Raw genomic sequence first — 25,373 nt, 5'->3', positions numbered from 1 at the left:
TCGGCAATTACTTTTTCTGCTTGGGGATCCGCACCAGTTGCGTATCCGAATAGATGTCATGCCAGCTGCGTTTGCGCTTATCAACCAGCGACCAGATAAACCCCAGCCCTACGCACAACCACGACGCAATCGACACCACAAAGCGCAACAGCGCCTGCCACAGGCTGATCCTTGAGCCATCGGCATTCTGTACGCGCACGCCCCACACCTGCATGCCCAGGGTCTGCCCGGAATGGGTCCAGAACTTGGCGAAGAAGCCAAACAGCACAAACAACAGAATCGTCGACAGCAGCGGGTCGCCGTCCAGCGCGCCGGATTCTGTGAGTGTGCGCATCTTCGCCTCGCCAACAAACGCGATCCAGATCAGCTTGTAGATGAACGCCGTGACGATCAGCAGGGCGGTGCACAACAGGAAGTCATAGAACATCGCTGCCAGACGACGGCCCAGGCCAACGGCGGGGAACTCGCCTTGGGGGCTCAGCAGGGGTTTCGACATGGCAGGGCTCTCTTCTGAAAAAAGCCATTTTACGAGCAAACGCACATAAAAAAGCCCCTGATGTCACCATCAGGGGCTTTTTGTCGCAGCAGGGATCAGCCTTCTGCTTGTACTTCGTCGGCCTGCATGCCTTTTTGGCCTTGCACAGCAACGAATGTCACTTTCTGGCCTTCTTTCAGGCTCTTGAAGCCGTTGCCCTGAATAGCGCGGAAATGCACGAACAGATCCGGACCGCTTTCTGGAGTGATAAAACCAAACCCTTTCTCGTCGTTAAACCACTTGACGGTACCGCTCTGACGTTCAGCCATTTTCTTATTTCCTTGACGCTAAAAATTAATGACAGCCCCTTTCGCATGAAAGAGTACTGGGCTGGGTTGCAGGAAAGTAAGAGACGTCGAACGGGTTGTAGCACAACTACTTCAGCTACTGCCCAGGTCCAGGTTCCAAGCGACCCATGCAAACACAGTGGGCAAACTCTACGCCAACTAATGGAGAAAAAACAAGCCCTGCCAAAAGCCCAGGTTTTGCTTGGGCTTATGACACTTGGTTGAATATTGTGAATTCCACTTATTCGATAGAGTTGATCACTTGTTATAGGTTGACCCCTATAAAAAAGACTATCGGGAGTGCACTGTTTTATGGCGATTGCGTTACAAATTAGTGCGTGTTAACGCAATCGCGTTACTTATGGAAACAGTCAGTCAGCCCCGGTAGTAACGCTGCGGCACAAATGGCATTTTACTTACACGAAGTGGCACCTTTTTCCCACGCACCAGCGCAGAGACTTCGGTATCCAGTGCGATAAAGGCGCTGTCCAGGTAACCCATGGCCAGCGGGCCACCAAGGGTCGGGCCGAAGCCGCCGCTGCACACGCTGCCGATCACGGTGCCGTCTGCGTCGACGATTTGTGCACCTTCGCGCACCGGCGTGCGCTCTTGTGGCAACAGGCCTACACGTTTGCGGCTCACACCGGCTTGCTGTTGGGTGAAGATCGTGTCGGCACCCGGGAAACCACCGGCACGAGCACCGTCGGCACGGCGCGCCTTGGAGATCGCCCACAGCAGGCTGGCTTCGATCGGGGTGGTATCGGTGTTCATGTCGTGGCCGTACAGGCACAGGCCGGCTTCCAGGCGCAACGAATCGCGGGCGCCCAGGCCGATGGCCTGCACTTCGGTCTCGGCCAGCAGGCTTCGCGCGAGGCTTTCGGCATTGGCGGCGGGTACGGAAATTTCAAAGCCGTCTTCACCGGTGTAGCCCGAACGGCTGACATAGCAGTCCACGCCCAGCAGGCGCAGCGTGGCGAACTGCATGAAGGTCATCTTGGTGACTTCAGGAGCCAGGCGCGCCAGTACTTTCACCGCCGCCGGGCCCTGCAGGGCCAGCAATGCACGCTCCTCGAACAACGGCTCGATGGTGCACTGGTCGCCGATATGCTGGCGCAGGTGCGCCAGGTCCTGGTCCTTGCAGGCGGCGTTGACCACCAGGAACAGTTCGTCGTTACCCAGGTTGGCCACCATCAGGTCATCGAGGATGCCGCCCTGGTCGTTGGTGAACATCGCGTAGCGCTGCATGCCGACTGGCAGGTCGAGGATGTCGACCGGTACCAGGGTTTCCAGGGCCTTGGCGGCATTGGCGCCGGTGAGGCGGATCTGGCCCATGTGGGACACGTCGAACAGCCCGGCTTGATCACGGGTGTGCAGGTGTTCCTTCATCACGCCCAGTGGGTATTGCACCGGCATGTCGTAGCCGGCGAAGGGCACCATGCGCGCGCCCAGCTCGATGTGCAGGGCATGCAGAGGGGTTTTCAACAGGGTTTCGGTGGACATATTCAGCTCCTGAAAAACGTGCTGGCGCGCCGTTAGGCGTCAGCACTCGATAATGTTGACCGCCAAACCGCCACGGGCGGTTTCCTTGTATTTGCTTTTCATGTCGGCGCCGGTCTGGCGCATGGTGCGGATGACTTTATCCAGCGAGACGAAGTGCTGCCCATCGCCGCGCAAGGCCATGCGCACCGCGTTGATCGCCTTGACCGAGCCCATCGCATTGCGCTCGATGCAGGGCACCTGGACCAATCCGCCAATCGGGTCGCAGGTCAGGCCGAGGTTGTGTTCCATACCGATCTCGGCAGCGTTTTCCACCTGGGAAACACTGCCGCCCAAGACTTCGCACAGTGCGCCGGCGGCCATGGAGCAGGCCACGCCGACTTCGCCCTGGCAGCCGACTTCGGCGCCGGAGATCGATGCGTTCTCCTTGTACAGAATGCCGATGGCGGCGGCGGTGAGCAGAAAGCGCACCACACCGTCTTCGTTAGCGCCGGGGATAAAGCGCATGTAGTAATGCAGTACCGCCGGCACGATTCCCGCCGCTCCGTTGGTAGGCGCCGTGACCACGCGGCCGCCGTTGGCGTTTTCTTCATTGACCGCCAAGGCGTAAAGGTTGACCCAATCGAGTACCGACAGCGGGTCGCGCAACGCCGACTCCGGGTGTTTGCACAGCTGGCGATGCAGGGCGGCGGCGCGACGCTTGACCTTCAAACCTCCAGGCAGAATCCCTTCGTTGCGGCAGCCCGCGTCCACACAGTCCTGCATCACCTGCCAGATTCTCAGCAGCCCGGCGCGGGTTTCCGCTTCAGGGCGCCAGGCACTCTCATTGGTCATCATCACCTGGCTGATGGACAGCCCGTAGGTGGTGCAATGGCCGAGAAGGTCTTTGGCATGCTTGAAGGGGAAGGTCAGCGGTGTGGCGTCCTCGACAATCCGGTCGGCGCCGGCGGCGTCTTCATCCACCACAAATCCACCCCCCACCGAGTAGTACTCGCGGCTGCGGATCTGGATATTGGCGGCGTCGAAGGCACGGAAAATCATGCCATTGGGGTGGTAGGCGAGGGGTTTGCGAATCATCGCCAAGTGTTCTTTCTCGTTGAACGCAATGCTGTGTTCGCCGAGCAGGTTCAAGCGGCCATCCTTGCGCATCTGCGCCAGGCGGGTAGCCACGGTTTCGGTATTTACGGTGTCCGGGTGTTCACCTTCCAGGCCCAGCAACACGGCTTTGTCGCTGCCGTGGCCTTTGCCGGTGGCGCCCAGCGATCCGTAGAGCTCCACCTTGAGGCTGAGGGTGGTGCCCAACAGGTTGTCACGCTTGAGGCCCTCGACGAATCGAGCGGCGGCGCGCATCGGGCCGACGGTATGGGAGCTGGAGGGGCCGATGCCAATCTTGAACAGGTCGAACACGCTTAAAGACATGAGTTGTTCTCCGGTTTCTTATTATTTATCAGGTGTACTCGGCCAAATGTGGGAGCGGGCTTGCTCGCGAAAGCGGTCTCTCAGTTGATACACCTGCTGACTGATCCACCGCATTCGCGGGCAAGCCCGCTCCCACATTTACACCGAGTACATCCTCAGGTTACGCGTAGCTCTCGATCGACGGGCACGCACACACCAGATTGCGATCGCCAAACACGTTGTCGACACGCCCCACCGGCGGCCAGTACTTGCCTTCGATCAATGAAGGCACCGGGTACACCGCTTGTTCGCGGGTGTAGGGGTGCGTCCACTCGCTCACCAGTTCGGCAGCGGTGTGCGGCGCGTTCTTCAGTGGGTTGTCGTCCTTGTCCAGTGTGCCGTTTTCCACCGCGCGGATTTCTTCGCGGATGGCGATCATCGCATTGCAGAAGCGGTCCAGTTCTTCCTTGGATTCGCTTTCGGTCGGCTCGATCATCAAGGTGCCTGCCACCGGGAACGACATGGTCGGCGCATGGAAACCGAAGTCGATCAGGCGCTTGGCCACGTCGTCCACGCTGATGCCGCTGCTGTCTTTCAAGGGGCGCAGGTCGAGGATGCACTCATGCGCGACCAGGCCGTTGCTGCCGGTGTAGAGGACGGGGTAGTGCTCTTCAAGGCGACGGGAAATGTAGTTGGCATTCAGGATCGCCAACTGCGATGCGCGCTTGAGGCCTGCGCCACCCATCATGCTGATGTACATCCAGGTGATCGGCAGGATGCTTGCGCTGCCGAATGGCGCCGCGCACACCGCGCCTTCCTTGCGCTCCATGGCCGCGTGGCCTGGCAGGAACGGCGTAAGGTGCGACTTGACGCCAATCGGGCCAACGCCTGGGCCGCCACCGCCGTGCGGGATGCAGAAGGTCTTGTGCAGGTTCAGGTGGGACACGTCGCCGCCGAACTTGCCGGGGGCGCACAGGCCGACCATGGCGTTCATGTTGGCGCCGTCGATGTACACCTGGCCGCCGTTGTCGTGAATGATGCCGCAGATTTCGCGGATACCTTCTTCGAACACGCCGTGGGTGGACGGGTAGGTGATCATCAGCGCGGCGAGGTGGTCGCGGTGCTCGATGGCCTTGGCCCGCAGGTCTTCGATATCCACGTTGCCACGGGCGTCGCAAGCGGTGACGACCACACGCATGCCCGCCATGTTGGCGGTGGCCGGGTTGGTGCCGTGGGCCGACGATGGGATCAGGCAGATGTCGCGACGCTCATCGCCACGGCTCTGGTGATAGGCTCGGATGGCCAGCAGGCCGGCGTACTCGCCCTGGGAACCGGCGTTCGGCTGCAGGGAAATCGCGTCGTAACCGGTGGCGGCGCAGAGCATGGCTTCGAGGTCGGACGTCAGCTCCAGGTAGCCGGCGCTCTGCTCGGCCGGGGCGAACGGGTGCAAGGCGCCGAACTCGGCCCAGGTCACCGGGATCATTTCGCTGGCGGCGTTGAGCTTCATGGTGCACGAGCCCAGCGGGATCATGGTGCGGTCCAGCGCGAGGTCCTTGTCGGCCAGCTTGCGCAGGTAGCGCATCAGCTCGGTTTCCGAGTGATACCGGTTGAATACCGGGTGGCTGAGGACCGGCGACTGGCGCAGCAGCGCGGCCGGCAGGGTGCTTTCAACCTGGGCGGCGAAGTCCGGCAGGGCCTTACCGTCGGCGAAGATCGCCCACAGGGTTTCAATGTCGGCCTGGGTGGTGGTTTCGTCCACCGATACACCCACACGCTCAGCGTCCACCACTCGCAGATTGATGCGCTGAGCGCGGGCCTTATCGTGCACGGCGGCAGTGTTGGCGCCAGTGTTGAGCGTGAGGGTGTCGAAGAAGTGGGCTTGCTCGACGTTCTGGCCCAGGGCAGTCAGGCCCTTGGCCAGGATCGCGGTCAGCTGGTGCACTCGCCGGGCAATCTGGGTCAGGCCTTTTGGGCCGTGGTACACGGCGTACATGCTGGCGATGTTGGCCAGCAGCACCTGGGCGGTGCAGATGTTCGACGTGGCCTTTTCGCGGCGGATATGTTGCTCGCGGGTCTGCATGGCCAGGCGCAGGGCCGGTTTGCCGAAACGGTCGACGGACACACCGACCAGACGGCCCGGCATGTCGCGCTTGAACGCATCCTTGGTGGAGAAGTACGCCGCGTGCGGGCCACCAAAGCCCAGCGGCACGCCGAAGCGTTGCGCACTGCCGATGGCCACGTCGGCGCCGAACTCACCCGGTGGGGTCAGCAGCGTCAGGGCCAGCAGGTCGGCGGCCACGGCTACCAATGCATGGGCAGCGTGGAAACGCTCGGTCAGCTCGCGGTAGTCGAACACGTCGCCGTTGCTGGCAGGGTACTGCAGCAGGGCGCCGAAGAACGGGCTGACGTCGGTCAGTTCGCGCTCATCGCCCACCACCACATCAATACCCAGTGGCTCGGCACGGGTGCGCAGCACGTCGAGGGTTTGCGGGTGGCTGTGGATCGAGGCGAAGAAGGCGTTGCTGCCCTTGTTCTTGCTCAGGCGCTTGCAGAAGGTCATGGCTTCGGCGGCGGCGGTGGCTTCGTCAAGCAGCGAGGCGTTGGCGATCGGCAGGCCGGTGAGATCGCTGATCAGGGTCTGGAAGTTCAGCAGCGCTTCCAGGCGGCCCTGGGAAATCTCTGGCTGGTAGGGGGTGTAGGCGGTGTACCAGGCCGGGTTTTCCAGCAAGTTGCGCAGGATCGGCGACGGCGTGTGGCAGTTGTAGTAGCCCTGGCCGATGTAGGTCTTGAACAGTTGGTTCTTGCCGGCGATGGCCTTGATCTTGGCCAGGGCCTCGGCTTCGCTCAGGCCGTCTTCCAGGCCGAGCACGCTGGTGCCCTTGATGCTTTCCGGGATCACGCTGGCGCTCAGGGCTTCCAGGGAATCAAAGCCCAGGCTGGCGAGCATCTGCTGCTCGTCTTCCTGGCGTGGGCCGATATGGCGGGCGATGAATTCGTTGGCGGTGGTCAATTGAACGGTCATTGCGCGCTCCTCAAGCTTCAGCGTTGGCTTTGATCAGGCGGTCATACGCATCCTGATCCAACAGTTTAGCGACCGCACCGGCATCGGCCGGTTTAAAGCGGAAGAACCAACCTTCGCCCATCGGGTCTTCGTTGACCAGCTCCGGGCTGCCATCCAATTTGTCGTTCACTTCGAGGACTTCACCGTCCAGCGGCATGTACACGCCGCTGGCTGCTTTTACGGACTCAACGGTGGACGCTTCAGCGCCCTTGTCATAGGCCTGCAACTCCGGCAGTTGCACGAAAACCACGTCACCCAGCGCGTTTTGCGCGAAAGCGGTGATACCCACGGTGACGCTGCCGTCAGCTTCGGCGCGCAGCCATTCGTGATCTTCAGTGAAACGCAACTCGCTCATGGAAACTCCTCAAGGCCAGATTCGTCTGGTGGACGGGATTGGAATAATGGGGAGTTGTTTAGCAATATCGCGGCCAATCTTAATAATTCGTTATAAATCAATACGTTAATAAAATTTGTTATAGTCCTATGCCCGTCAGCTGTAGCGATTTCGCTACAACTGGGCCTGCGAAAAAAAGCCTATGTGGATCAAAGCCTTGCATGGCGCGCAAAAAACAGGGTTGTAGCGATATCGTTCCACTGTAGCGCTTTCAGTACAGCGGATGTCGTTCTCAGACCAAAATCTGGAATACGATCAAGGTGGGAGCGGGCTTGCTCGCGAATGCGGTGGGTCAGTGATGGGGGGCGAGTTGACACTGCGCATTCGCGAGCAAGCCCGCTCCCACATTTTGATCCGCGTTCGGGTTCAGGGTTTGTTGGGAATGCCGTACTTGCGCAGGCGATGAGCGATCGCAGTGTGGGAGGTCTGCAGGCGACTGGCCAGTTGTCGGGTCGAAGGGTAGCTGGTGTAGAGCGTTTCCAGCAGGTTGCGCTCAAAGTCTTCCACCGCCTGTTCCAGGCTGTCGATTTCGCCGTCGCTCTGGCGTGCCACCGAAGTGCCGGCGATGTCCAGGTCGCCAATGTCCACCAGGCTGCTTTCGCAGATGGCAGCGGCGCGGAAGATCACGTTCTGCAGTTGGCGCACGTTGCCCGGCCAGCGGTTGCCCAGCAGTGCCGGGTAAGTCCCGGGCGCCAAGCGGCAGACTGGGCGCTGGATCTGCGCGCAGGCCTGCTGCATGAAGTAGCGGGCCAGCAACAGGATGTCCTGGCCACGTTCGCGCAACGGCGGCACTTCGACGTTGAGTACGTTGAGGCGATAGAAAAGATCTTCGCGAAAAGTGCCTTCGCTGACCATTTTTTCCAGGTCGCGGTGGGTGGCGCTGAGGATGCGCACATTGACCTTCACTTCGCGGTCGCCGCCCACGCGACGGAAGCTGCCATCATTGAGAAAACGCAGCAGCTTGGCCTGCAAGTACGGCGACATCTCACCGATTTCATCCAGAAACACCGTGCCCTGGTTGGCCAACTCCATCAGCCCCGGTTTGCCACCGCGTTGCGCGCCGGTAAAGGCGCCCGGTGCATAACCAAACAACTCGCTTTCCGCGAGGTTTTCCGGCAGCGCCGCACAGTTCAACGCGAGGAATGGCGCGCTGTGGCGCGCACTGATCGCATGGCAGGCGCGCGCCACCAGTTCCTTGCCGGTGCCGGTTTCGCCCTGGATCAACAGCGGTGCGTCCAGCGCCGCCACCCGCTGGGCGCGGGCCTTGAGCGTGCGGATGACCGGGGATTCGCCGAGCAGCGCATCAAAGCCTTCGGCATGGTCATGGTGCAGTGCCGACAGTTGTTCGCCGATGCGGTTGGGTTGGTAGAGCGTCAGTAACGCGCCGGCGTCGGTGATCGGTGTGGCGTCCAGCAGCAGGGTCTGGCCGTTGACGCTGATTTCACGCAGCGGCAAGCGGAAGCCTTGCTCCAGCAAGGTGTCGAGCAGCGCCGGGTCATTGAACAGCTCGCTGATGCTTTCCCCAGCCGGTTCGCGGCCGTACAGGGCGATCAGCGCCGGATTGGCCAGCAGGATCTTGCCCGCGCTGTCCAGCGCCAGTACCGGGTCGGTCATGGCCGCCAATAGGGCGTCGAGTTGCAGGTGACGACGTTGGCCGGGAAGGATGTCCACCACCTTCACCGCTTGCACGCCCTGCACGCTGAACAGTGCGTCGCGCAGTTCTTCGAGCACGTCGGCGCTCAGGGTCGGCGCGTCGATGTAGACGTTGGGCGGCACCATTTCCACCGCATCCAGATTGAGATTGCGCCCACCGAGCAGGGCCAGGACTTCCTGGGTAATGCCGACGCGGTCGATGAAGCTGACGTGGATACGCATGGGGCGGATCTTGATTCTGGAGTGCGGAGGGTTGCCAGTATGCCTTGGAGATGATGGAGATCAAAATGTGGGAGCGGGCTTGCTCGCGAATGCGCTGTGTCAGTCCCTATATTCAGTGACTGATGCACCACATTCGCGAGCAAGCCCGCTCCCACAGGGGATTTGCGCTGTGATTACGCCAGGTGCTCCGGCTTGACCGGATCGCCTGACTTTACATCCAACTGATTCCGTACATCCTCAAACATCATGTCGTACTGCTTGTGCATCGAGCCATTCAACACCGCCACCTTGGGCATTCCATACTTCTGCGCGATGTTCATGGCATGCCGGGCAAAGTCGAACGCCTGGTCCTTGGGCAGGAAAAACTCCTCCTTCAGGTCCTTGCCCTGCACCGAGCCATGCAGCTTGAACAGCATCCCCTTGCCTTCCTTGGGATCCTGGCTGACTTCGTAGTCGATACACAGGTTGTAGCTGTAGTCATCCTTGTTCAACGCGTGACGTTCAACGTGCAGGTGACCCGGTTCAAAGGTGGCCATAGGCGTCTCTCCTCTACTTCACAGATAGGTGATGCCAGGTTTTGCCGTGCTGATGCGTGTACCGGCGCTGCCCTGGACGATGGCTTCGATGTCCGAGAGTGAACCGATGACGGCGGTTTTGCCAGTCTGACGGGCGAACTCGCAGGCGGCTTGGACCTTGGGCCCCATGGAACCGGCCGCGAAGCCGAGTTTTTCCATTTCGTCGGGGTGGGCCTGGCCGATGGCCTTCTGGGTGGGTTTGCCGAAGTCGATAAAAGCGGCGTTGACGTCGGTGGCGATCACCAGCAAATCGGCTTTCAATTGCGATGCCAGCAGCGACGAGCACAGGTCTTTGTCGATCACCGCTTCAATGCCGCGCAGCTTGCCGTCCTCGCCGTACATTGTCGGAATGCCGCCGCCGCCGGCACAAATCACGATACTGCCTTTGTCCAGCAGCCAGGTGATCGGGCGGATTTCAAAGATGCGTTTTGGCCGTGGGCTGGCGACCACGCGGCGGTACTTGTCGCCATCCGGAGCAATGGCCCAGCCCTTTTCAGCGGCGAGTTTCTCCGCTTCGGCCTTGGAATACACCGGACCGATGGGTTTGGTCGGGTTCTGGAAGGCGGGGTCCTTGGCGTCCACTTCGACCTGGGTGAGCAGGGTGGCGAAGGGCACTTCAAAGTCCAGCAGGTTGCCCAGTTCCTGTTCGATGATGTAACCGATCATGCCCTCGGTTTCGGCGCCAAGCACGTCCAGCGGGTACGGTGAGACCTGGGTGTAGGCCGCTGCCTGCAACGACAACAGGCCGACCTGCGGGCCATTGCCGTGGGCGATCACCAGCTCGTTGCCGGCGTGAATCTTGGCGATCTGTTCGGTGGCGATGCGAATATTGGCGCGTTGGTTGTCCGCCGTCATGGGTTCACCACGGCGGAGCAGGGCGTTACCGCCCAAGGCTACGACGATGCGCATACAGAGTGTCCTTCTGAAAGTTCTGATGAAGGAACGCGGTCAATGTGGGAGCTGGCTTGCCTGCGATAGCATCACCGCGGTCTGCTTGATAGACCGCGGTGCCTGCCTCGCGGGCAAGCCCGGCTCCCACAGTTGTCCTCATTGCCAACTTAAGATTTAGATATCCGCCAGCGCCGACACCAGAATCGCCTTGATGGTATGCATGCGGTTCTCCGCCTGCTCAAACGCGATGTTGGCCGGCGATTCGAACACGTCCTCGGTCACTTCCACGCCATTGGCCAGGTTCGGATAACGCGCAGCGATGTCCTTGCCCACCTTGGTTTCGCTGTTGTGGAACGCGGGCAGGCAGTGCATGAATTTCACGCGCGGGTTGCCCGAAGCTTTCATCATCTTGGCGTTGACCTGGTACGGCAGCAGTTGCTCGATGCGCTCGTCCCACGCTTCCACCGGCTCGCCCATGGACACCCAGATATCGGTGTGGATGAAGTCCACGCCTTTCACCGCTTCCTTAGGGTCTTCGGTGATGGTGATGCGTGCGCCGCTTTCTTCGGCAAACGCCTGGCACTGCTTGATGAAATCTTCGTGCGGCCACAGCGCTTTCGGCGCGCCGATGCGCACGTCCATGCCCAGCTTGGCGCCAATCATCAGCAGCGAGTTACCCATGTTGTAGCGGGCGTCGCCGAGGTAGGCGTAGCTGATGTCATGCAGCGGTTTGTCGCTGTGTTCGCGCATGGTCAGGGTGTCGGCGATCATTTGCGTCGGGTGGAATTCGGCGGTAAGGCCGTTGAACACTGGCACGCCGGCGAACTTGGCCAGTTCTTCGACGATTTCCTGTTCGAAGCCACGGTATTCGATGGCGTCGAACATCCGGCCCAGTACGCGGGCGGTGTCTTTCATGCTTTCTTTATGGCCGATCTGTGACGACACCGGATCGATGTAGGTGACGTGCGCGCCCTGGTCATGGGCCGCGACTTCGAAGGCGCAACGGGTGCGGGTCGAGGTTTTTTCGAAGATCAGCGCGATGTTCTTGCCCTTCAGGTGCGGACGCTCGGTGCCAGTGTATTTGGCGCGCTTGAGGTCGCGGGACAGGTCCAGCAGGTAGTTCAGTTCGCGGGTGGTGTGGTGCATCAGCGACAGCAGGCTGCGGTTGCGCATGTTGAAAGCCATGATGGATCTCCTTCTGTTTAGGTTATCCCCTTGGCCGGCGCCTTATGGGCGACGGCCAAGGCCTGGAAATTAATAGTCGATAGGGTCGCGGATGATCGGGCAGGTCATGCAGTGGCCACCGCCACGGCCGCGGCCGAGTTCGCCGGCACTGATGGTGATGACTTCCACGCCGGCCTTGCGCAGCAAGGTGTTGGTGTAGGTGTTGCGGTCGTAACCGATCACTACGCCAGGCTCCACCGCGACCACGTTGTTGCCGTCGTCCCACTGCTCGCGTTCGGCGGCGAAGCTGTTGCCGCCGGTCTCGACCACACGCAGCGCCTTGAGGTTGAGGGCCGCGGCGACGGTTTCGAGGAAGTTGGTTTTTTCCCGCTGGATGTCGATGCCGTGCGGCTTGCTTTCATCCGGACGCAGGGTGAACGGCACGATCTGGTTGACCACTTCGGGGAAGACGGTGACCAGGTCGCGGTCGCAGAAGCTGAACACGGTATCCAGGTGCATCGCCGCGCGGGATTTTGGCAGGCCGGCAACGATCACTTTTTCCACTGCCTTGTTCTTGAACAGGTTGCGCGCCAATTGGCCGATCGCCTGGTGGGACGAACGCTCGCCCATGCCGATCAGTACCACGCCGTTGCCGATCGGCATCACGTCACCGCCTTCCAGGGTGGAGGCGCCGTGTTCCTGATCCGGGTCGCCGTACCAGATCTGGAAGTCCGCGTTGGTGAACTCGGGATGGAATTTGTAGATGGCCGAGGCCAGCAGGGTTTCCTGGCGTCGCGCCGGCCAGTACATCGGGTTCAGTGTCACACCGCCGTAGATCCAGCAAGTGGTGTCACGGGTGAACTGAGTGTTGGGCAGCGGCGGCAGGATGAAGCTGGAATGCCCGAGGAAATCGCGGAACATTTCGATGGTCTTGCCCCCGAAGCTGCTCGGCAGGTCATCGGCCGACACACCACCGATCAGGAACTCACTGATTTTGCGCGGCTCCAGGCTGCGCAGCCAGGAGCTGACCTCATCGACCAGGCCCAGGCCGACTGTGTTGGCGGTGATCTTGCGCTCCAGGATCCAGTCCAGCGCTTCGGGGATGGCGACGATGTCGGTCAGCAGGTTGTGCATTTCCAGCACATCAATATCCCGCTCGCGCATCTTGGTGACGAAGTCGAAATGGTCGCGCTTGGCCTGGGCGACCCACAACACGTCATCGAACAGCAGTTCATCGCAGTTGTTGGGGGTCAGCCGCTGATGGGCCAAACCTGGGGAGCACACCATGACTTTGCGCAGTTTGCCGGCTTCGGAATGTACGCCGTACTTCACTTTTTCCGTGGTCATTTCAGATCCTCCAGTGAACACACAATTAAAGCGTCAGGAAGCCGTCGTAGAGGCCATAGGCAGCCACCAGGGCGCCAATGATCACTGCGGCGAAAATCAACTTCTCGACGTTGGTGAATATCGGTTTGCCCAGTTCACGCTTGGCCTTGGCGAACAGGATCGCGCCGGGGGCGTAGAGCAGGGCAGAGAGCAGCAGGTATTTGGTGCCGCCGGCGTAGAGCAACCAGACCGCGTAGATCAGGGCGATGGCGCCGATGAACAGGTCTTTCTGGCGCTCTTTGAGGGCGTTTTCGTAAGTCTCCCCGCGCACCGCCAGCAACAGCGCATACGCCGCCGACCACAGGTAGGGCACCAGGATCATTGAGGTGGCGAGGTAGATCAGCGACAGGTAGGTGCTGGCTGAAAACAGCGTGATTACCAGGAATATCTGCACCATCGCGTTGGTCAGCCACAGGGCGTTGGCCGGCACGTGGTTGGCGTTCTCCTTGCGCAGGAATTCCGGCATGGTGTGGTCCTTGGCAGCGGCGAACATGATCTCCGCGCACAGCAACACCCATGACAGCAGCGCCCCGAGCAACGAAATGACCAAGCCGACGCTGATCAGCACCGCGCCCCAGTGGCCCACCACATGCTCCAGCACGGCAGCCATTGATGGGTTTTGCAGTTTGGCCAGCTCCGGTTGGGTCATGATCCCCAGGGACAGCACGTTCACCAGCATCAGGAACAACAGCACGGTGATAAAACCGATCACGGTGGCCTTGCCCACATCGGAGCGTTTCTCGGCACGGGCCGAGAAGATGCTCGCGCCTTCGATACCGATAAACACCCACACGGTGACCAGCATCATGTTGCGCACCTGGTTCATCACGCTGCCCAGGTCCGGGTTTTTCAGGCCCCAGATGTCAGCGGTGAAGATGTCCAGCTTGAACGCGAACAGCGCGATCAAAACGAACAGCACCAATGGCACCACTTTGGCGACGGTGGTTACCAGGTTGATGAACGCCGCTTCCTTGATGCCGCGCAGTACCAGGAAATGCACGGCCCACAGCAGCACTGAAGCGCCTATCACGGCGGCCGGCGTGTTGCCTTCGCCAAAGATCGGGAAGAAGTAACCGAGGGTGCTGAACAGCAACACGAAGTAACCCACGTTGCCCAGCCAGGCACTGATCCAGTAACCCCAGGCGGACGAGAAACCCATGTAGTCGCCAAAACCGGCCTTGGCGTAGGCGTACACCCCACCGTCGAGGTCGGGCTTGCGGTTGGCGAGGGTCTGGAACACGAACGCGAGGGTCAACATGCCCACGGCCGTAATGACCCAACCGATCAATACGGCGCCGACGTCAGCGCTGGCGGCCATATTTTGCGGCAGAGAGAAAATCCCGCCGCCAATCATTGAGCCGACGACCAGTGCAACCAGTGCGCCTAATCGAAGTTTTCCGGGAGATTCAGACATCGCATAACTCCAATGCAGGAGAAGAGAGACCACAGAATAAATCCGTGCGCTAATCAAACAGCTGACTCAGATCACTTCATTGGCACATTCCATTGTGAATTAATGACTTAGGGTGCAAAGCCGTGGGCAATAGTTTTCCGCGCAAAGGTGCTTTCCAGAGCCATCTCTACGGTATTGGTTAATCATTTAGTGCTACGTGTGGACGTTTTAAACTAGCCCGTTTTCCCGAATGTGCAAACTTTTCATAAAGGCGACGATAAGGAACTAAGAAGCGACAGAGTGGTCGTCGTATTTAAATTCTAAATAAGCCTAAATCCGATAAACTGTCATGCCCTTGGGGTATTAGCGCAGTGTTTTTATCGCGGTCTCTAATAAACGCTACACTCGCTGGGTTAATTAGTTGAGTGCACAGTTGTCGGCTAAAACTTTTTATTCATTCAGGAGTGTTCATGTCCCAACCCGCCCAGAAACTTCGGCTCAGTGCCCTGATCGCCCTGGTAGTGGGGTCGATGATCGGTGGGGGGATTTTCTCGTTGCCGCAGAATATGGCCGCGCGAGCCGAGGTGGGCGCGGTGCTGATCGGTTGGGCGATCACCGCCGTGGGCATGTTGACCCTGGCCTTTGTGTTCCAGACCCTGGCCAACCGCAAGCCCGAATTGGACTCGGGCGTGTATGCCTATGCCAAGGCGGGCTTCGGCGATTACATGGGTTTCTCCTCGGCCTGGGGTTACTGGATCAGCGCCTGGATGGGCAACGTGGGTTACTTCGTGTTGCTGTTCAGCACCCTCGGTTATTTTTTTCCGATATTCGGTCAAGGCAACACGCCGGTGGCCATCGGCTGCGCGTCCTTGCTGCTGTGGGCCGTGCATTTCCTGGTGCTGCGTGGGATCAAGGAGGCCGCGTTTATCAATCAGATCACCACCGTGGCCAAGATCGTGCCGCTGCTGATGTTTATCGTGATTGCCGGCGTGGCCTTCAAGGCCGAGATCTTCACCCGTGATATCTGGGGCGTGGGCAACCCGAATATGGGCAATGTGGTGGACCAGGTGCGCAACATGATGCTGGTCACCGTGTTTGTGTTTATCGGTATCGAGGGCGCCAGTGTCTATTCGGCGCGGGCCGAGAAGCGCTCGGACGTGGGTCGCGCCACGGTGATCGGCTTTCTGGGCGTGCTGGCGTTGCTGGTGCTGGTGAATGTGCTGTCGCTGGGCATCATGAGCCAGCCGCAGCTCGCACAACTGCAGAACCCGTCGCTGGCAGGTGTGCTGGAACACATCGTCGGCCCCTGGGGCGCGATGGCGATCAGCATCGGCCTGGCGGTATCGCTGCTCGGCGCCTTGCTGTCCTGGGCATTGCTGTGCGCGGAAATCCTCTACGCCACGGCCCATGACAAGACCATGCCGGCCTTTTTGAAAAAGGAAAACGCCAACCAGGTGCCGGTCAACGCGTTATGGCTGACCAATGTCATGATCCAGGTCTTCCTGGTGATCACCCTGTTTTCCCACAGCACCTACACCACCCTGATTTACCTCGCCTCATCGATGATCCTGGTCCCGTACCTGTGGTCGGCGGCCTATGCGGTGCTGTTGAGCGGGCGCGGCGAAACCTACCAGGGTGCCCATGGCCAGCGCATCAAGGACTTGCTGGTGGGCCTGATTGCCCTCGGCTACGCGGTGTGGCTGCTCTACGCCGGTGGCTTGAAGTACCTGCTGCTGTCTGCGCTGTTGTATGCACCTGGCGTGATCCTGTTTGCCCTGGCCAAGCGTGAGCAGGACCAGCCCCTGTTTACCCACGTGGAAAAAGGCATTTTCAGCTGCGTGATCGCCGGCGCGGGGCTGGCGGCGTATGGGTTGTATAGCGGAGTGTTGTCGTTGTGAGACTGGCGTATCAGCCGCCGTATGACTGGGCAGCGATGTTGGGTTTTTTGTCGGCGCGGGCGATCACTGGGATGGAGACCGTGGAGGCTGGCGTGTATCGGCGCAGCATCAGCGTCGGCGGGCAGCATGGCTGGATCAGCGTTGCGCCGGGGGCGGGTGATTGGCTGGACGTTGCGGTGGGCTTTGCGGACAAGGCGGCCTTGCCCGAGATCCAACGGCGCTTGCGCAAGATGTTTGACCTGGACGCCCAGCCGCAACGGATCAACCCGCAACTGGCGACTGACCCGTTGATGGCGCAACTGGTTGCGGCGCGGCCGGGCTTGCGCGTACCAGGCACCTGGGATGGCTTGGAGCTGGCGATCCGAGCAGTGCTGGGCCAGCAAATCACCGTGGTGGCCGCGATTCGTCTGGCAGGCAAACTAGTTGCGCAATACGGTCAGCCGCTGGCAACGCCGTATGCCGGTATCACCCACGTGTTCCCCACGCCGGACGTCTTGGCGGCGGCCGACCTCGCCACCCTGGGGATGCCCAAGGCGCGCGGGCGTACGTTGTCGGGCGTGGCCCAGGCGTTGCTGGATGATCCTGAGGTGTTCGAACCCAAGGCCAGTCTCAAGGAGGGCGTCGCAAGGCTGGTGGCGTTGGCGGGGATTGGCGACTGGACCGCGCAGTACATCGCCATGCGCCAGATGCGCGAGGCGGATGCGTTCGCGTCGGGGGATATCGGGTTGATCAATGCGCTGGCGGCGCTGGAGGGCGGGCCGGTGTCGGCGCGGCAGTTGCTGATGCGGGCCGAGGCGTGGCGACCGTTGAGGGCGTATGCGGCGCAGCATTTGTGGACGTCGTTGCAACGGTCAGATTGATAGTGTCTGTACTGGCCTCTTCGCGAGCAAGCCGCTCCCACATTTTGACCGAGTGCATCCTTTGGAATGCGGTCGAATGTGGGAGCTGGCTTGCCGGCGATAGCGGATTTCAGCTCACCACTGTGCCCGGTGCGACCCCAATTCCCCAGCCGGTAAATCCCACTGCAACGGTGTGCCGCTGATGGTTACTGGCGCAAGCAATCGGTGCGCCTGGCCCCAGGCTGTTTGCTCCACCACCAAACCCTGATCGCTCAGTTCCTCGGCACGCAACGCCGGCTGCTCCGGCACCTGTCCCGCCTCCACCAACAACTTCGCCGTGCGCGCCAGCGACAACCGTGCCGAACCGCCGCGCCCCGACTTCAAGCGTTCGCTCAAGGCTTGAACCGCACTGGCCGCCATCAAGTAACCGGTGGCGTGATCCAGGGCCTGCAACGGCAACGGCACCGGTTTGTCCGCCTGTTTCCAGGCCATGCCTGCGTCGGCAATGCCGCTGCTCATCTGCACCAAACTGTCGAAACCCCGGCGATTACGCCATGGGCCGCTCCAGCCGTAGGCGTTGAGGCTCACGTCGATCAGGCCGGGGGCGAGGGTCGGCAGGGCGCTGGCGGTGTAGCCCAATTGCTCCAGGGCGTCGGCGCGGTAGCCGTGGAACAGGATGTCGGCGTCCTTGAGCAGGTTTTCGAACGCCTGCCGGCCTTCGGGGCTCTTCAAGTCCAGGCGGGCGCAGCGTTTGCCCAGGGTCATTTCCGGCACTACGCCGGGTTCGTTCCAGGTGGGCGAGTCGATGCGCAGCACGTCCGCGCCCAGGCCCGCAAGAAAGCGACTGGCCACGGGGCCGGCCAGCACGCGGGTCAGGTCCAGTACCTTGATGCCCGCCAGCGGCCGCGCCACTGAGCCGAGCCAGGGTTTAACGCAGGTGGTTTCATCGGTCTGGCGCTGCACCAGCGCCTCGGCATTCACTGCCAGCCCTTGGGGATGCGACTGCCAGGCCTGCCACGAACGCATCTGCGCTGCGCAACCACCCTCGTCGACAATCGCCTGCTCCAGCTCAGCTGCTTTCCATTTGGCCACATAGGCGGCCATCTCGATGCGGTCGGCGGCTTTGCCCAGTACCCGCTCGGCGGCCGCGCGGTGATGGGGGGCGTTGGTGTGCAGGCGAATCCAGCCATCGGCGCTGGCGTAGTCGCCGGCCACCGGGTCCCACAGCGGTGGGACCTCCCAACCTGTCGGGCGAATCGAGGAGGAGAACCAGAAAGACGCGAGGCGCCGGTCCACACTGACGCTGGGCAGGCGCCCGGTCTGTTGCTGGATCAACTGGGCCACGGCTTGGCCGGCGGCGCCGATGCTGGCGCTGGCCAGGTCGGTCACGGCGAAGATCGAGGGCAGGGCGCCAGCTTCGGTAAAGGTCAGCGGCGTTTGTGGCAGATCAAGTGCGGCTTGGATGGGAGTCAGCAGGTCAGTCATCAAAGGCCCTCCTCAAGAGAAGGGCCACTATAGAAGATCAGGCCGGTGTGACAACCCCGGGTTCCAGTGGCAGGTCGATGCTGGCGACAAAGCCGCCGCCTGGGTGGTTGGCAAGAATCAGGCTGCCGCCATGACGTTCGGCGGCGCGACGTGCAATCGCCAGGCCCAGGCCGTGGCCTTGTGAGGTCTGGCCGGGGGCGCGATAGAAGGGCTCGCCCAGCTGGCTCAAGTGTTCGGCCTCAACGCCGGGGCCGTGGTCGCGTACGCTGATCAGGATCCGATCACCCTGACGCTGCGCCTGCAGTTCAATCGGCTGGCCCTGGGGATTGAAGCGCTGGGCATTGCGCAGCAGGTTATCCACCGCGCGTTCGATCATGGTCGGCCAGCCCTTCAGGTGCAGGTCGGTTTCGGCGTTCAGTTGCACTACCTGGTCCGGTGCGCCGAGTTGGGCGTCCTTTTGCAAGGTTTTGAGCAAGGCAGTGAGGTCGACCTCTTCGGCGCTGGCGTTATCGGCATCAACACGGGCCAGTACCAGGATTTCACTGATCAAGGCTTCCAACCGGTCGCATTCGCGGGTCAGGCGCGGCCAGAGTCTTTCCCGCTCTTCGGGGCTGGCGCGTTCGGCCAGCGCCAGGGCAATACGCAGGCGCGCGAGGGGCGAGCGCAATTCGTGGGAGACATCACGCAGCAATTGGCGCTGGCTGCCAATCAGGCTTTGCAGGCGGGCGCCCATGCGGTTGAAGTCGGTGGCCAGCACGCCGAATTCATCGCGGCGATTGGCCAGGCGCGCCAGGCTGTTCTGCTGGTAGGTGGCCTGGCCGAGGTCATGCACCGCGCCGCGCAAACGGCTGAGGGGGCGAGTGATGGACAGTGTCACCAGCAGGCTGAACAGGGTCAGCACCACCAAGGCAATCGCCAGCGCGCTCAACGGCCACAAAAGGCTGCTGCGGTGCCAGGCGTCGAGTTCCGGGTGGGGGATGCGATAGATCAGCAAGTAAGTGTCGCCGGTCTTTTCGCTGGTGTACTCGGCGGTCAGGCGACGCCAGGGCAGGTGGCCGTCCTGGCTGTCATTCTGGCGCGCTTCGAAGGCAGCGGCGCGGCGCGGGAAGGTGCCGCGTACCACCGGCTCGCCGCTTTCATTCAGCACTTGCACGTCGATGTGATACTGGCGTTTGCGCTGTCGCAGCAGGTCCTGGGCCGCGTCCTCGCCCTGGGCTTCGTAGAGCTGGGTCCACTCTTCGGCCAGGTTATTGAGGCCGGGGTGACGGCTGAGAATCCAGGCATCTTGATTGAGCATATGCCCAAGCAGGATCGACAACCCGGCAACCAAGGCGATGGCCAGCCAGAAACTGGCCAGGATGCGCCAGAACAATGAACGCACAGGAAACCCTCAAACAGGAAAAGCCCAGCGGCGGGGGCCACTGGGCTGGGAGTGTTAACGCGGGAGCATTATTGCGCTTTTTGCGGCTGTTGCGCTTTCCAGGCCTGGAATTCCTTCCATTCGGCGCGACGCTGTTCCTGCTGCTTGACGATTTCGTCGAACTTCTTCTGCTGGTCAGGCTTGAGGACCGCACGGATGTCCGCCTGGGTTTTCTGCTTGCCGGCGGCGATCTCGTCCTGCATGGCTTTCTGGTCAGCGGCTGGCAGTTTGTCCAGGTACTTCTTGGTCAGGTCTTTGCGGGCGTGCCATTGGTCACCCATCAACTTGCCGATCTGCTGGCGCTGTTCCTTGCTCAGGTCCAGTTGGCTGAACGGGCCGCCTTTGCCACGCGGACCGTGTTCACCGCCGTGGCCCGGGCCACCCATCATGTGGCCGGAAGGTTCGCCCATCGGGCCTGGGCCTTCAGGCATTGCCGCCATGGCAGCGGTGGGCAGGGCAGCGGCGAACATCAAAGCGATAAGGGTCTTGCGCATGGTGATTCTCCTGTCTCTATTCCGGTGAGTCCGGATGTGAGTAGATTACGGAGATCAAGGTCAGCGGCGGTCAGGTGTGGGTAAAGCTTCGGTAAAGAGGGATTTGTCGGTAACTGACAAAACTATCAGCGCCGAGCGTATCCCCTGTGGGAGCTGGGTTGCCTGCGATGCAGACGACTCGGTACCACAGGCACACCGAGTCGATCCTGTCGCTGCCTCGCTAAAGCTCGGCAGCTCCCACAGGGTTCGGATCGGTGTCGCGATTAGAGGCTGTAGTAGTAGCCGCGGCTGCGCAACGCCACGATCCGTGGCCGGCCATCCGGGTGCGGGCCGATCTTTTTGCGCAGGTTGCTGACGTGCATGTCCAGGCTGCGATCGTACAGGGTCAGCTTGCGGCCCAGGGCGATCTGCGCCAGTTCCTGCTTGTCCAGCGGTTCGCCGGGCTGGCGCAGCAAGGCTTCCAGCAGGCGGCTTTCGGAGACGGTGAGGGCGAATTCCTGCTCGTCGATGCTGACCACGCCGCGCACCGGGCTGAAGCACAGGTCGCCCAATTCGAGCTGGGTCGACACGGCGGCCGGATGGCTGCGGCGCAATACGGCACGCAGGCGGGCGGTCAGCTCGCGCGGGTCGCAGGGCTTGGCCAGGTAATCATCCGCGCCCAGTTCCAGGCCGAGGATGCGGTCCAGCGGTTCGCCTCGGGCCGAGAGCATCAGCACCGGCAGCTCCGGGTGGTCGTTGCGCAATTGCTTGAGCAGCTCAAGCCCGCTGCCGTCAGGCAGCATCACGTCGAGCACCACCGCTGCCGGAGCGCTGTCGGCCAAGGCTTTGCGGGCGCTCAAGCCATCATGGCAGGCGCGCACCTGGAAGCCTTCCTGGCTCAACCAACTGGTCAGCAGCTCACAGAGCTCCTGGTCATCATCTATCAGTAACAGCTCGCTCATGACTCACTCAATTTAGCCATTGTCGACGGCGACGGTGCCCACCGCTGGCGAAGATCCCGCACAGCAGGGCGATCAGTGCGACGGCCCCGCCGGTGACGAACCACTGTTGTTGCTCAGTCAGCCAGCGGGTCAAGGCGCCGCCCTGTGTCTCTTTGAGTTGCTGGGCCAGGCGTTGGTTCTCTTGGCGAAGGCGACTCAATTGAGTGCTTTCACGGCTAGCGTCGGCACTTTGCAACTGCTTGCTCAGTTCTTCGCGCTGGCGTTCGCTTTCTTTCAAACGTTGCTGCAACTCGGTGATCTGGGCGCCGGCACTCAAGGACAGGGGCGTGGAGCTGCCGGTGTTCGAGGTTTCTTCAGCGTGGGCCGTAGCCCCGATCATTACCACTGCCAACAGACACAACTGACGTAAGCGCATCGGAACTCCTGATTCCACACGAATATTCAGAATGTTGTCGGCAGGTTACCGAGAATAATGAGCAATTAGGAGTACGCCGAACCGATTAGGCTCGGCGCGGCCGTTATCAAGGCAGGACTTGCTTGAATGGCTTGATCACAACGTCAGCGTAAACCCCGGCTGCCACATAAGGATCAGCCTTGGCCCAGGCCTGGGCATCGGCCAGGGAGGCGAACTCGGCGACGATCAGGCTTCCGGTGAAACCGGCCTCGCCTGGGTCGTTGCTGTCTACCGCAGGGTGCGGGCCGGCCAGCACGATTCGGCCTTCGGCCTGCAGCTGCTTGAGGCGCTCGACATGGGCCGGGCGTACGCTCAGGCGTTTTTCCAGCGAGTTGGCCACGTCGGTGGCAATGATGGCGTAGAGCATGTCAGTCCTCGGTTTTAGGCGTGGTAGGGGCGACGTCATGCAAGTGGCGCGACAGGTAGATGCCCTGGCCCACCAGGAACAACACGGTCATGGCCAGGCTGCCGAACACTTTGAAATCGACCCAGTAGTCCTGGAAGGTAAAGGCCACGAACAGGTTGGCGGCGCCACAGAACAGGAAGAACACGATCCAGGCTACGTTCAAGCGTGTCCACACCGGGTCCGGCAGGGTCAGCGCATGGCCCATGATCCGTTTGATCAGCAGGCGATCACCGATAAAGTGGCTGCCGATAAACACCAGCGCGAACAGCCAGTTCACCACCGGCGCTTTCCATTTGAGGAAGGTTTCGCTGTGGAACGCCAGGGTCAGGCCACCGAAGACCAGGCACGCGACCAGGGTGAGCCATTGGCTTTTTTCCAGCTTGCGCTGGGAGATGAAGATGGCGCCGTAGACAACGATGGAGCTGATGATCAGGACGGCGGTGGCGCTGTAGATGCCCCCGAACGACAGCTCATGACCGGCGATTTCGATGACCCTGGGGTCGAGTTTGGTAACGATGAAAAACAGCAACAGCGGGATGAAGTCGATGAATTGTTTCACAGTAAGAGCCAGAAGCTGGATGTGGCGGCATAATAACAAACATCCTTGGTAGCGAAAGCGCCAGCTGACTTGAGGTTACACATCCCCGTGAATGTTGATTTGCACTGCCACAGCACGGCCTCCGACGGCGCCTTGGCGCCCGCGGTACTGGTTGCGCGTGCGTTTGAAAAAGGCGTGCGAGTCCTGTCCTTGACCGACCACGACACCCTCGAAGGCCTCGACGAAGCCCGCGAAGCCGCCCATTCATTGGGCATGCAACTGGTCAATGGCGTGGAATTGTCCTGCACCTGGGGCGGCGCCACCATTCATGTGCTCGGCTATGGTTTTGATCAGCAAGCCCCGCCGCTGGTGCAGGCCATCGCCGATTTGCACGATGGCCGCTGGCTGCGGTCCGAAGAAATAAGCCGCAAGCTCAGCCTTAAAGGCATGCCCGGCGCCCTGGAAGGCGCCCGCGCCATCCAGCAGGACCTGGGTGACAGTGGTAATGCTCCGGCCCGGCCGCACTTTGCTGACTGGATGGTGCGGGAAGGTTTTGTCAAAGACCGCGCCGAAGCCTTCCGTAAATGGCTGGGCGCGGGCAAGTTGGGGGATGTGAAGCAACACTGGCCGACCCTGGAAGACACCGTCGGGACCTTGCGGGCCTCCGGCGCCTGGGTCAGCCTGGCGCATCCCTGGCATTACGATTTCACCCGCAGCAAGCGCCGCAAGCTGATCAGCGACTATATTGGAGCGGGCGGCCACGCGATTGAAGTGGTCAACGGGCATCAACCTGCCGAGCAGGTCGGCAGCCTGGCGATTCTTGCTCGCGAATTTGGTCTGCTGGTCAGCGCCGGCAGTGACTTTCATGGCCCAGGTGGGTGGTCCGAAATCGGCGAGTATCGCCAGGTACCTGAAGACCTGCCGCTTTTGTCGGGGCGATTCAAGCATGACCCCATTATTGCCACCGTCTGAACAGGTAGAACACGTGAGTCAATTCTTCCAGATTCATCCGGAAAACCCCCAGGCGCGCCTGATCAAACAGGCCGTCGAGATCATTCGTGCCGGCGGCGTGGTGATCTATCCGACTGACTCGTCCTACGCCATTGGTTGCCAGATCGGCGACAAGGGCGCGGTCGAGCGTGTACGGCGCCTGCGCCAGCTGGACGACAAGCACAACTTTGCGCTGATCTGCAGCGACCTGTCCCAGCTTGGGCTGTTCGCCAAGGTCGACACCGGCACCTTCCGCCTGCTCAAGGCCCACACACCAGGGCCCTACACCTTTATTCTCAATGCCACCCGCGAAGTGCCGCGCCTGTTGCTGCACCCAAAGAAGCGCACCATCGGCCTGCGGGTGCCGGAACACCCTATCGCCCTGGCGCTGCTGGCCGAGTTGGGTGAGCCGCTGATGAGCGTGTCGCTGATCCTGCCCGGTGAAACCGAGCCGCTGTACGACCCATACGAAATGCGTCAATTGCTGGAAAAGCAGGTCGACCTGATCATCGACGGCGGCTACGGCGGCAACAAGGCCTCCACCGTGATCAACCTGGCCGACGGCGAACCCGAAGTGATCCGCGTGGGTTGCGGCGACCCGGCGCCGTTCATGGTCGAGGCCTGAATGTCAGCCGTGGAAACCGTTGACCCCCAGGCGGGCGCCCAGCAGGAACTGCCGTTTGCCATGGTGTATGGCCAGGCGGTCATGGAGATGCCGCTGGACTTGTACATTCCGCCGGACGCCCTGGAAGTCTTCCTTGAAGCCTTCGAAGGCCCGCTGGACTTGCTGCTGTACCTGATCCGCAAGCAGAACATCAATATCCTCGACATCCCGGTGGCGGAAATCACTCGGCAGTACATGGGCTATGTCGAGCTGATGCAGTCGGTACGCCTGGAACTGGCCGCCGAGTACCTGGTGATGGCCGCCATGCTCGCCGAGATCAAGTCGCGCATGTTGCTGCCGCGCTCGGAAACGGTGGAAGCCGAAGAAGACGATCCGCGCGCCGAACTGATCCGCCGCCTGCAGGAATACGAGCGTTTCAAGGCCGCTGCCGAAGGTATTGATGGCCTGAGCCGCGTGGGTCGCGACGTGGTAGTGCCCAAGCTCGACGCCCCCGAAGCCCGCGCGCGCAAACTGTTGCCCGACGTGAGCTTGGAAGAGTTGTTGATGTCCATGGCCGAGGTGCTGCGCCGTGGCGATATGTTTGAAAGCCACCAGGTCAGCCGTGAGGCGCTGTCCACCCGCGAGCGCATGAGCGACGTGCTGGAGCGCCTCAAGGGTGGCGGGTTCGTGCCGTTCGTCGAGCTCTTCACCGCCGAAGAAGGGCGTCTGGGGGTGGTGGTGACTTTTATGGCGATCCTCGAATTGGTCAAGGAGTCCTTGGTCGAGCTGGTCCAGAATGAGCCTTTTGCGGCTATCCACGTGCGGGCGCGAGCCGAATAAAGAGCTGA

The 25,373-nt window shown here is 61.2% G+C and carries 24 protein-coding genes; 5 read left to right on the top strand and 19 right to left on the bottom strand.

Annotated features, from left to right (window positions below; translation table 11 throughout):
* Window positions 1-7: 7 nt before the first annotated feature.
* From PF1751_RS22130 to arcD (PF1751_RS22075), 12 genes are all read right to left on the bottom strand, one after another.
* Window positions 8-496 carry an RDD family protein gene (locus tag PF1751_RS22130; RefSeq protein ID WP_010208122.1) on the bottom strand — a complete coding sequence of 163 codons (489 nt, stop codon included), beginning with the start codon at window positions 494-496 and terminating at the stop codon, window positions 8-10.
* A gap of 95 nt (window positions 497-591) precedes the next feature.
* The gene (locus PF1751_RS22125) at window positions 592-804 is read right to left on the bottom strand and encodes a cold-shock protein (protein ID WP_003365337.1); all 213 of its coding nucleotides are present in this window, start codon (window positions 802-804) and stop codon (window positions 592-594) included.
* Window positions 805-1,197: 393 nt separating this feature from the next.
* Entirely contained in the window at window positions 1,198-2,322 is a 1,125-nt protein-coding gene (gene gcvT / locus PF1751_RS22120; RefSeq protein ID WP_044287771.1) for a glycine cleavage system aminomethyltransferase GcvT, read from the bottom strand.
* A 39-nt stretch (window positions 2,323-2,361) separates the two neighbouring features.
* Window positions 2,362-3,738 carry an L-serine ammonia-lyase gene (locus PF1751_RS22115; protein ID WP_044287770.1) on the bottom strand — a complete coding sequence of 459 codons (1,377 nt, stop codon included), beginning with the start codon at window positions 3,736-3,738 and terminating at the stop codon, window positions 2,362-2,364.
* 160 nt (window positions 3,739-3,898) lie between these two features.
* Window positions 3,899-6,739 carry an aminomethyl-transferring glycine dehydrogenase gene (gene gcvP, locus PF1751_RS22110; RefSeq protein ID WP_042571240.1) on the bottom strand — a complete coding sequence of 947 codons (2,841 nt, stop codon included), beginning with the start codon at window positions 6,737-6,739 and terminating at the stop codon, window positions 3,899-3,901.
* 10 nt (window positions 6,740-6,749) lie between these two features.
* Complete coding sequence (gene gcvH, locus PF1751_RS22105; protein ID WP_010208126.1) at window positions 6,750-7,133, bottom strand: glycine cleavage system protein GcvH; 384 nt, start codon at window positions 7,131-7,133, stop codon at window positions 6,750-6,752.
* 405 nt (window positions 7,134-7,538) lie between these two features.
* Window positions 7,539-9,047: a sigma-54-dependent transcriptional regulator gene (locus PF1751_RS22100; protein WP_010208127.1), complete on the bottom strand. Its 1,509-nt coding sequence runs from the start codon at window positions 9,045-9,047 to the stop codon at window positions 7,539-7,541.
* A gap of 173 nt (window positions 9,048-9,220) precedes the next feature.
* On the bottom strand, window positions 9,221-9,583 hold the full coding sequence (locus PF1751_RS22095) for a DUF5064 family protein (RefSeq protein ID WP_010208129.1): 363 nt from the start codon (window positions 9,581-9,583) through the stop codon (window positions 9,221-9,223).
* Window positions 9,584-9,601: 18 nt separating this feature from the next.
* Window positions 9,602-10,531 (bottom strand): carbamate kinase, encoded by a 930-nt coding sequence (arcC, locus tag PF1751_RS22090; protein WP_010208130.1) that lies wholly within the window; start codon window positions 10,529-10,531, stop codon window positions 9,602-9,604.
* A gap of 156 nt (window positions 10,532-10,687) precedes the next feature.
* A complete protein-coding gene (locus PF1751_RS22085; protein WP_010208131.1) occupies window positions 10,688-11,698 on the bottom strand; it encodes an ornithine carbamoyltransferase in 1,011 nt (336 codons plus the stop codon).
* Window positions 11,699-11,767: 69 nt separating this feature from the next.
* Window positions 11,768-13,024 (bottom strand): arginine deiminase, encoded by a 1,257-nt coding sequence (arcA, locus tag PF1751_RS22080; RefSeq protein WP_010208132.1) that lies wholly within the window; start codon window positions 13,022-13,024, stop codon window positions 11,768-11,770.
* Between the two features lie 25 nt (window positions 13,025-13,049).
* Window positions 13,050-14,477, bottom strand: coding sequence for an arginine-ornithine antiporter (arcD, locus tag PF1751_RS22075; RefSeq protein WP_010208133.1), 1,428 nt, complete (start codon window positions 14,475-14,477; stop codon window positions 13,050-13,052).
* A gap of 449 nt (window positions 14,478-14,926) precedes the next feature.
* Between arcD (PF1751_RS22075) and arcD (PF1751_RS22070) the strand changes: the two genes are divergently transcribed.
* Window positions 14,927-16,354, top strand: a complete 1,428-nt coding sequence (gene arcD, locus PF1751_RS22070; RefSeq protein WP_010208134.1) for an arginine-ornithine antiporter — start codon at window positions 14,927-14,929, stop codon at window positions 16,352-16,354.
* On the top strand, window positions 16,351-17,214 hold the full coding sequence (locus PF1751_RS22065; protein WP_010208135.1) for a DNA-3-methyladenine glycosylase family protein: 864 nt from the start codon (window positions 16,351-16,353) through the stop codon (window positions 17,212-17,214). The genes arcD (PF1751_RS22070) and PF1751_RS22065 overlap by 4 nt, the downstream gene beginning before the upstream one ends.
* A gap of 114 nt (window positions 17,215-17,328) precedes the next feature.
* Here PF1751_RS22065 and PF1751_RS22060 read toward each other — a convergent pair whose 3' ends face one another.
* The 7 genes from PF1751_RS22060 to PF1751_RS22030 form a co-directional block, all read right to left on the bottom strand.
* On the bottom strand, window positions 17,329-18,678 hold the full coding sequence (locus tag PF1751_RS22060) for a CoA transferase (RefSeq protein ID WP_044287769.1): 1,350 nt from the start codon (window positions 18,676-18,678) through the stop codon (window positions 17,329-17,331).
* Window positions 18,679-18,715: 37 nt separating this feature from the next.
* Entirely contained in the window at window positions 18,716-20,059 is a 1,344-nt protein-coding gene (locus tag PF1751_RS22055; protein WP_044287768.1) for a sensor histidine kinase, read from the bottom strand.
* Window positions 20,060-20,127: 68 nt separating this feature from the next.
* Window positions 20,128-20,592 carry a hypothetical protein gene (locus PF1751_RS22050; protein WP_010208138.1) on the bottom strand — a complete coding sequence of 155 codons (465 nt, stop codon included), beginning with the start codon at window positions 20,590-20,592 and terminating at the stop codon, window positions 20,128-20,130.
* A gap of 263 nt (window positions 20,593-20,855) precedes the next feature.
* A complete protein-coding gene (locus PF1751_RS22045; protein ID WP_003193803.1) occupies window positions 20,856-21,533 on the bottom strand; it encodes a response regulator transcription factor in 678 nt (225 codons plus the stop codon).
* Window positions 21,534-21,540: 7 nt separating this feature from the next.
* On the bottom strand, window positions 21,541-21,948 hold the full coding sequence (locus tag PF1751_RS22040; RefSeq protein WP_010208139.1) for an SH3 domain-containing protein: 408 nt from the start codon (window positions 21,946-21,948) through the stop codon (window positions 21,541-21,543).
* Window positions 21,949-22,054: 106 nt separating this feature from the next.
* On the bottom strand, window positions 22,055-22,354 hold the full coding sequence (locus PF1751_RS22035) for a YciI family protein (protein WP_010208140.1): 300 nt from the start codon (window positions 22,352-22,354) through the stop codon (window positions 22,055-22,057).
* A gap of 1 nt (window position 22,355) precedes the next feature.
* Window positions 22,356-22,952 carry a septation protein A gene (locus PF1751_RS22030; protein ID WP_010208141.1) on the bottom strand — a complete coding sequence of 199 codons (597 nt, stop codon included), beginning with the start codon at window positions 22,950-22,952 and terminating at the stop codon, window positions 22,356-22,358.
* A gap of 87 nt (window positions 22,953-23,039) precedes the next feature.
* Here PF1751_RS22030 and PF1751_RS22025 point away from each other — a divergent pair, with 87 nt between their 5' ends.
* The 3 genes from PF1751_RS22025 (at window position 23,040) to PF1751_RS22015 (ending at window position 25,365) form a co-directional block, all read left to right on the top strand.
* Complete coding sequence (locus tag PF1751_RS22025) at window positions 23,040-23,903, top strand: PHP domain-containing protein (RefSeq protein ID WP_010208142.1); 864 nt, start codon at window positions 23,040-23,042, stop codon at window positions 23,901-23,903.
* Between the two features lie 13 nt (window positions 23,904-23,916).
* Window positions 23,917-24,546, top strand: coding sequence for an L-threonylcarbamoyladenylate synthase (locus tag PF1751_RS22020; protein ID WP_010208143.1), 630 nt, complete (start codon window positions 23,917-23,919; stop codon window positions 24,544-24,546).
* Window positions 24,547-24,666: 120 nt separating this feature from the next.
* On the top strand, window positions 24,667-25,365 hold the full coding sequence (locus PF1751_RS22015) for a segregation and condensation protein A (RefSeq protein ID WP_164365898.1): 699 nt from the start codon (window positions 24,667-24,669) through the stop codon (window positions 25,363-25,365).
* Window positions 25,366-25,373 lie beyond the last annotated feature (8 nt).

Source organism: Pseudomonas simiae, assembly GCF_000934565.1.
GTDB lineage: Bacteria > Pseudomonadota > Gammaproteobacteria > Pseudomonadales > Pseudomonadaceae > Aquipseudomonas > Aquipseudomonas simiae.
The sequence above is the reverse complement of the archived record's forward strand: the minus strand, read 5'-3'. Positions and strand labels throughout refer to the sequence as shown.

Coding starts and splice junctions, on each gene's coding strand:
- arcC (WP_010208130.1), bottom strand. CDS start 10,531: ATGCGCATCGTCGTAGCCTTGGGCGGTAACGCCCTGCTCCGCCGTGGT.
- PF1751_RS22040 (WP_010208139.1), bottom strand. CDS start 21,948: ATGCGCTTACGTCAGTTGTGTCTGTTGGCAGTGGTAATGATCGGGGCT.
- gcvH (WP_010208126.1), bottom strand. CDS start 7,133: ATGAGCGAGTTGCGTTTCACTGAAGATCACGAATGGCTGCGCGCCGAA.
- PF1751_RS22125 (WP_003365337.1), bottom strand. CDS start 804: ATGGCTGAACGTCAGAGCGGTACCGTCAAGTGGTTTAACGACGAGAAA.
- PF1751_RS22045 (WP_003193803.1), bottom strand. CDS start 21,533: ATGAGCGAGCTGTTACTGATAGATGATGACCAGGAGCTCTGTGAGCTG.
- arcD (WP_010208134.1), top strand. CDS start 14,927: ATGTCCCAACCCGCCCAGAAACTTCGGCTCAGTGCCCTGATCGCCCTG.
- PF1751_RS22060 (WP_044287769.1), bottom strand. CDS start 18,678: ATGACTGACCTGCTGACTCCCATCCAAGCCGCACTTGATCTGCCACAA.
- PF1751_RS22115 (WP_044287770.1), bottom strand. CDS start 3,738: ATGTCTTTAAGCGTGTTCGACCTGTTCAAGATTGGCATCGGCCCCTCC.
- PF1751_RS22035 (WP_010208140.1), bottom strand. CDS start 22,354: ATGCTCTACGCCATCATTGCCACCGACGTGGCCAACTCGCTGGAAAAA.
- PF1751_RS22085 (WP_010208131.1), bottom strand. CDS start 11,698: ATGGCTTTCAACATGCGCAACCGCAGCCTGCTGTCGCTGATGCACCAC.
- PF1751_RS22095 (WP_010208129.1), bottom strand. CDS start 9,583: ATGGCCACCTTTGAACCGGGTCACCTGCACGTTGAACGTCACGCGTTG.
- arcA (WP_010208132.1), bottom strand. CDS start 13,024: ATGACCACGGAAAAAGTGAAGTACGGCGTACATTCCGAAGCCGGCAAA.
- PF1751_RS22130 (WP_010208122.1), bottom strand. CDS start 496: ATGTCGAAACCCCTGCTGAGCCCCCAAGGCGAGTTCCCCGCCGTTGGC.
- gcvT (WP_044287771.1), bottom strand. CDS start 2,322: ATGTCCACCGAAACCCTGTTGAAAACCCCTCTGCATGCCCTGCACATC.
- arcD (WP_010208133.1), bottom strand. CDS start 14,477: ATGTCTGAATCTCCCGGAAAACTTCGATTAGGCGCACTGGTTGCACTG.
- PF1751_RS22100 (WP_010208127.1), bottom strand. CDS start 9,047: ATGCGTATCCACGTCAGCTTCATCGACCGCGTCGGCATTACCCAGGAA.
- PF1751_RS22050 (WP_010208138.1), bottom strand. CDS start 20,592: ATGCGCAAGACCCTTATCGCTTTGATGTTCGCCGCTGCCCTGCCCACC.
- gcvP (WP_042571240.1), bottom strand. CDS start 6,739: ATGACCGTTCAATTGACCACCGCCAACGAATTCATCGCCCGCCATATC.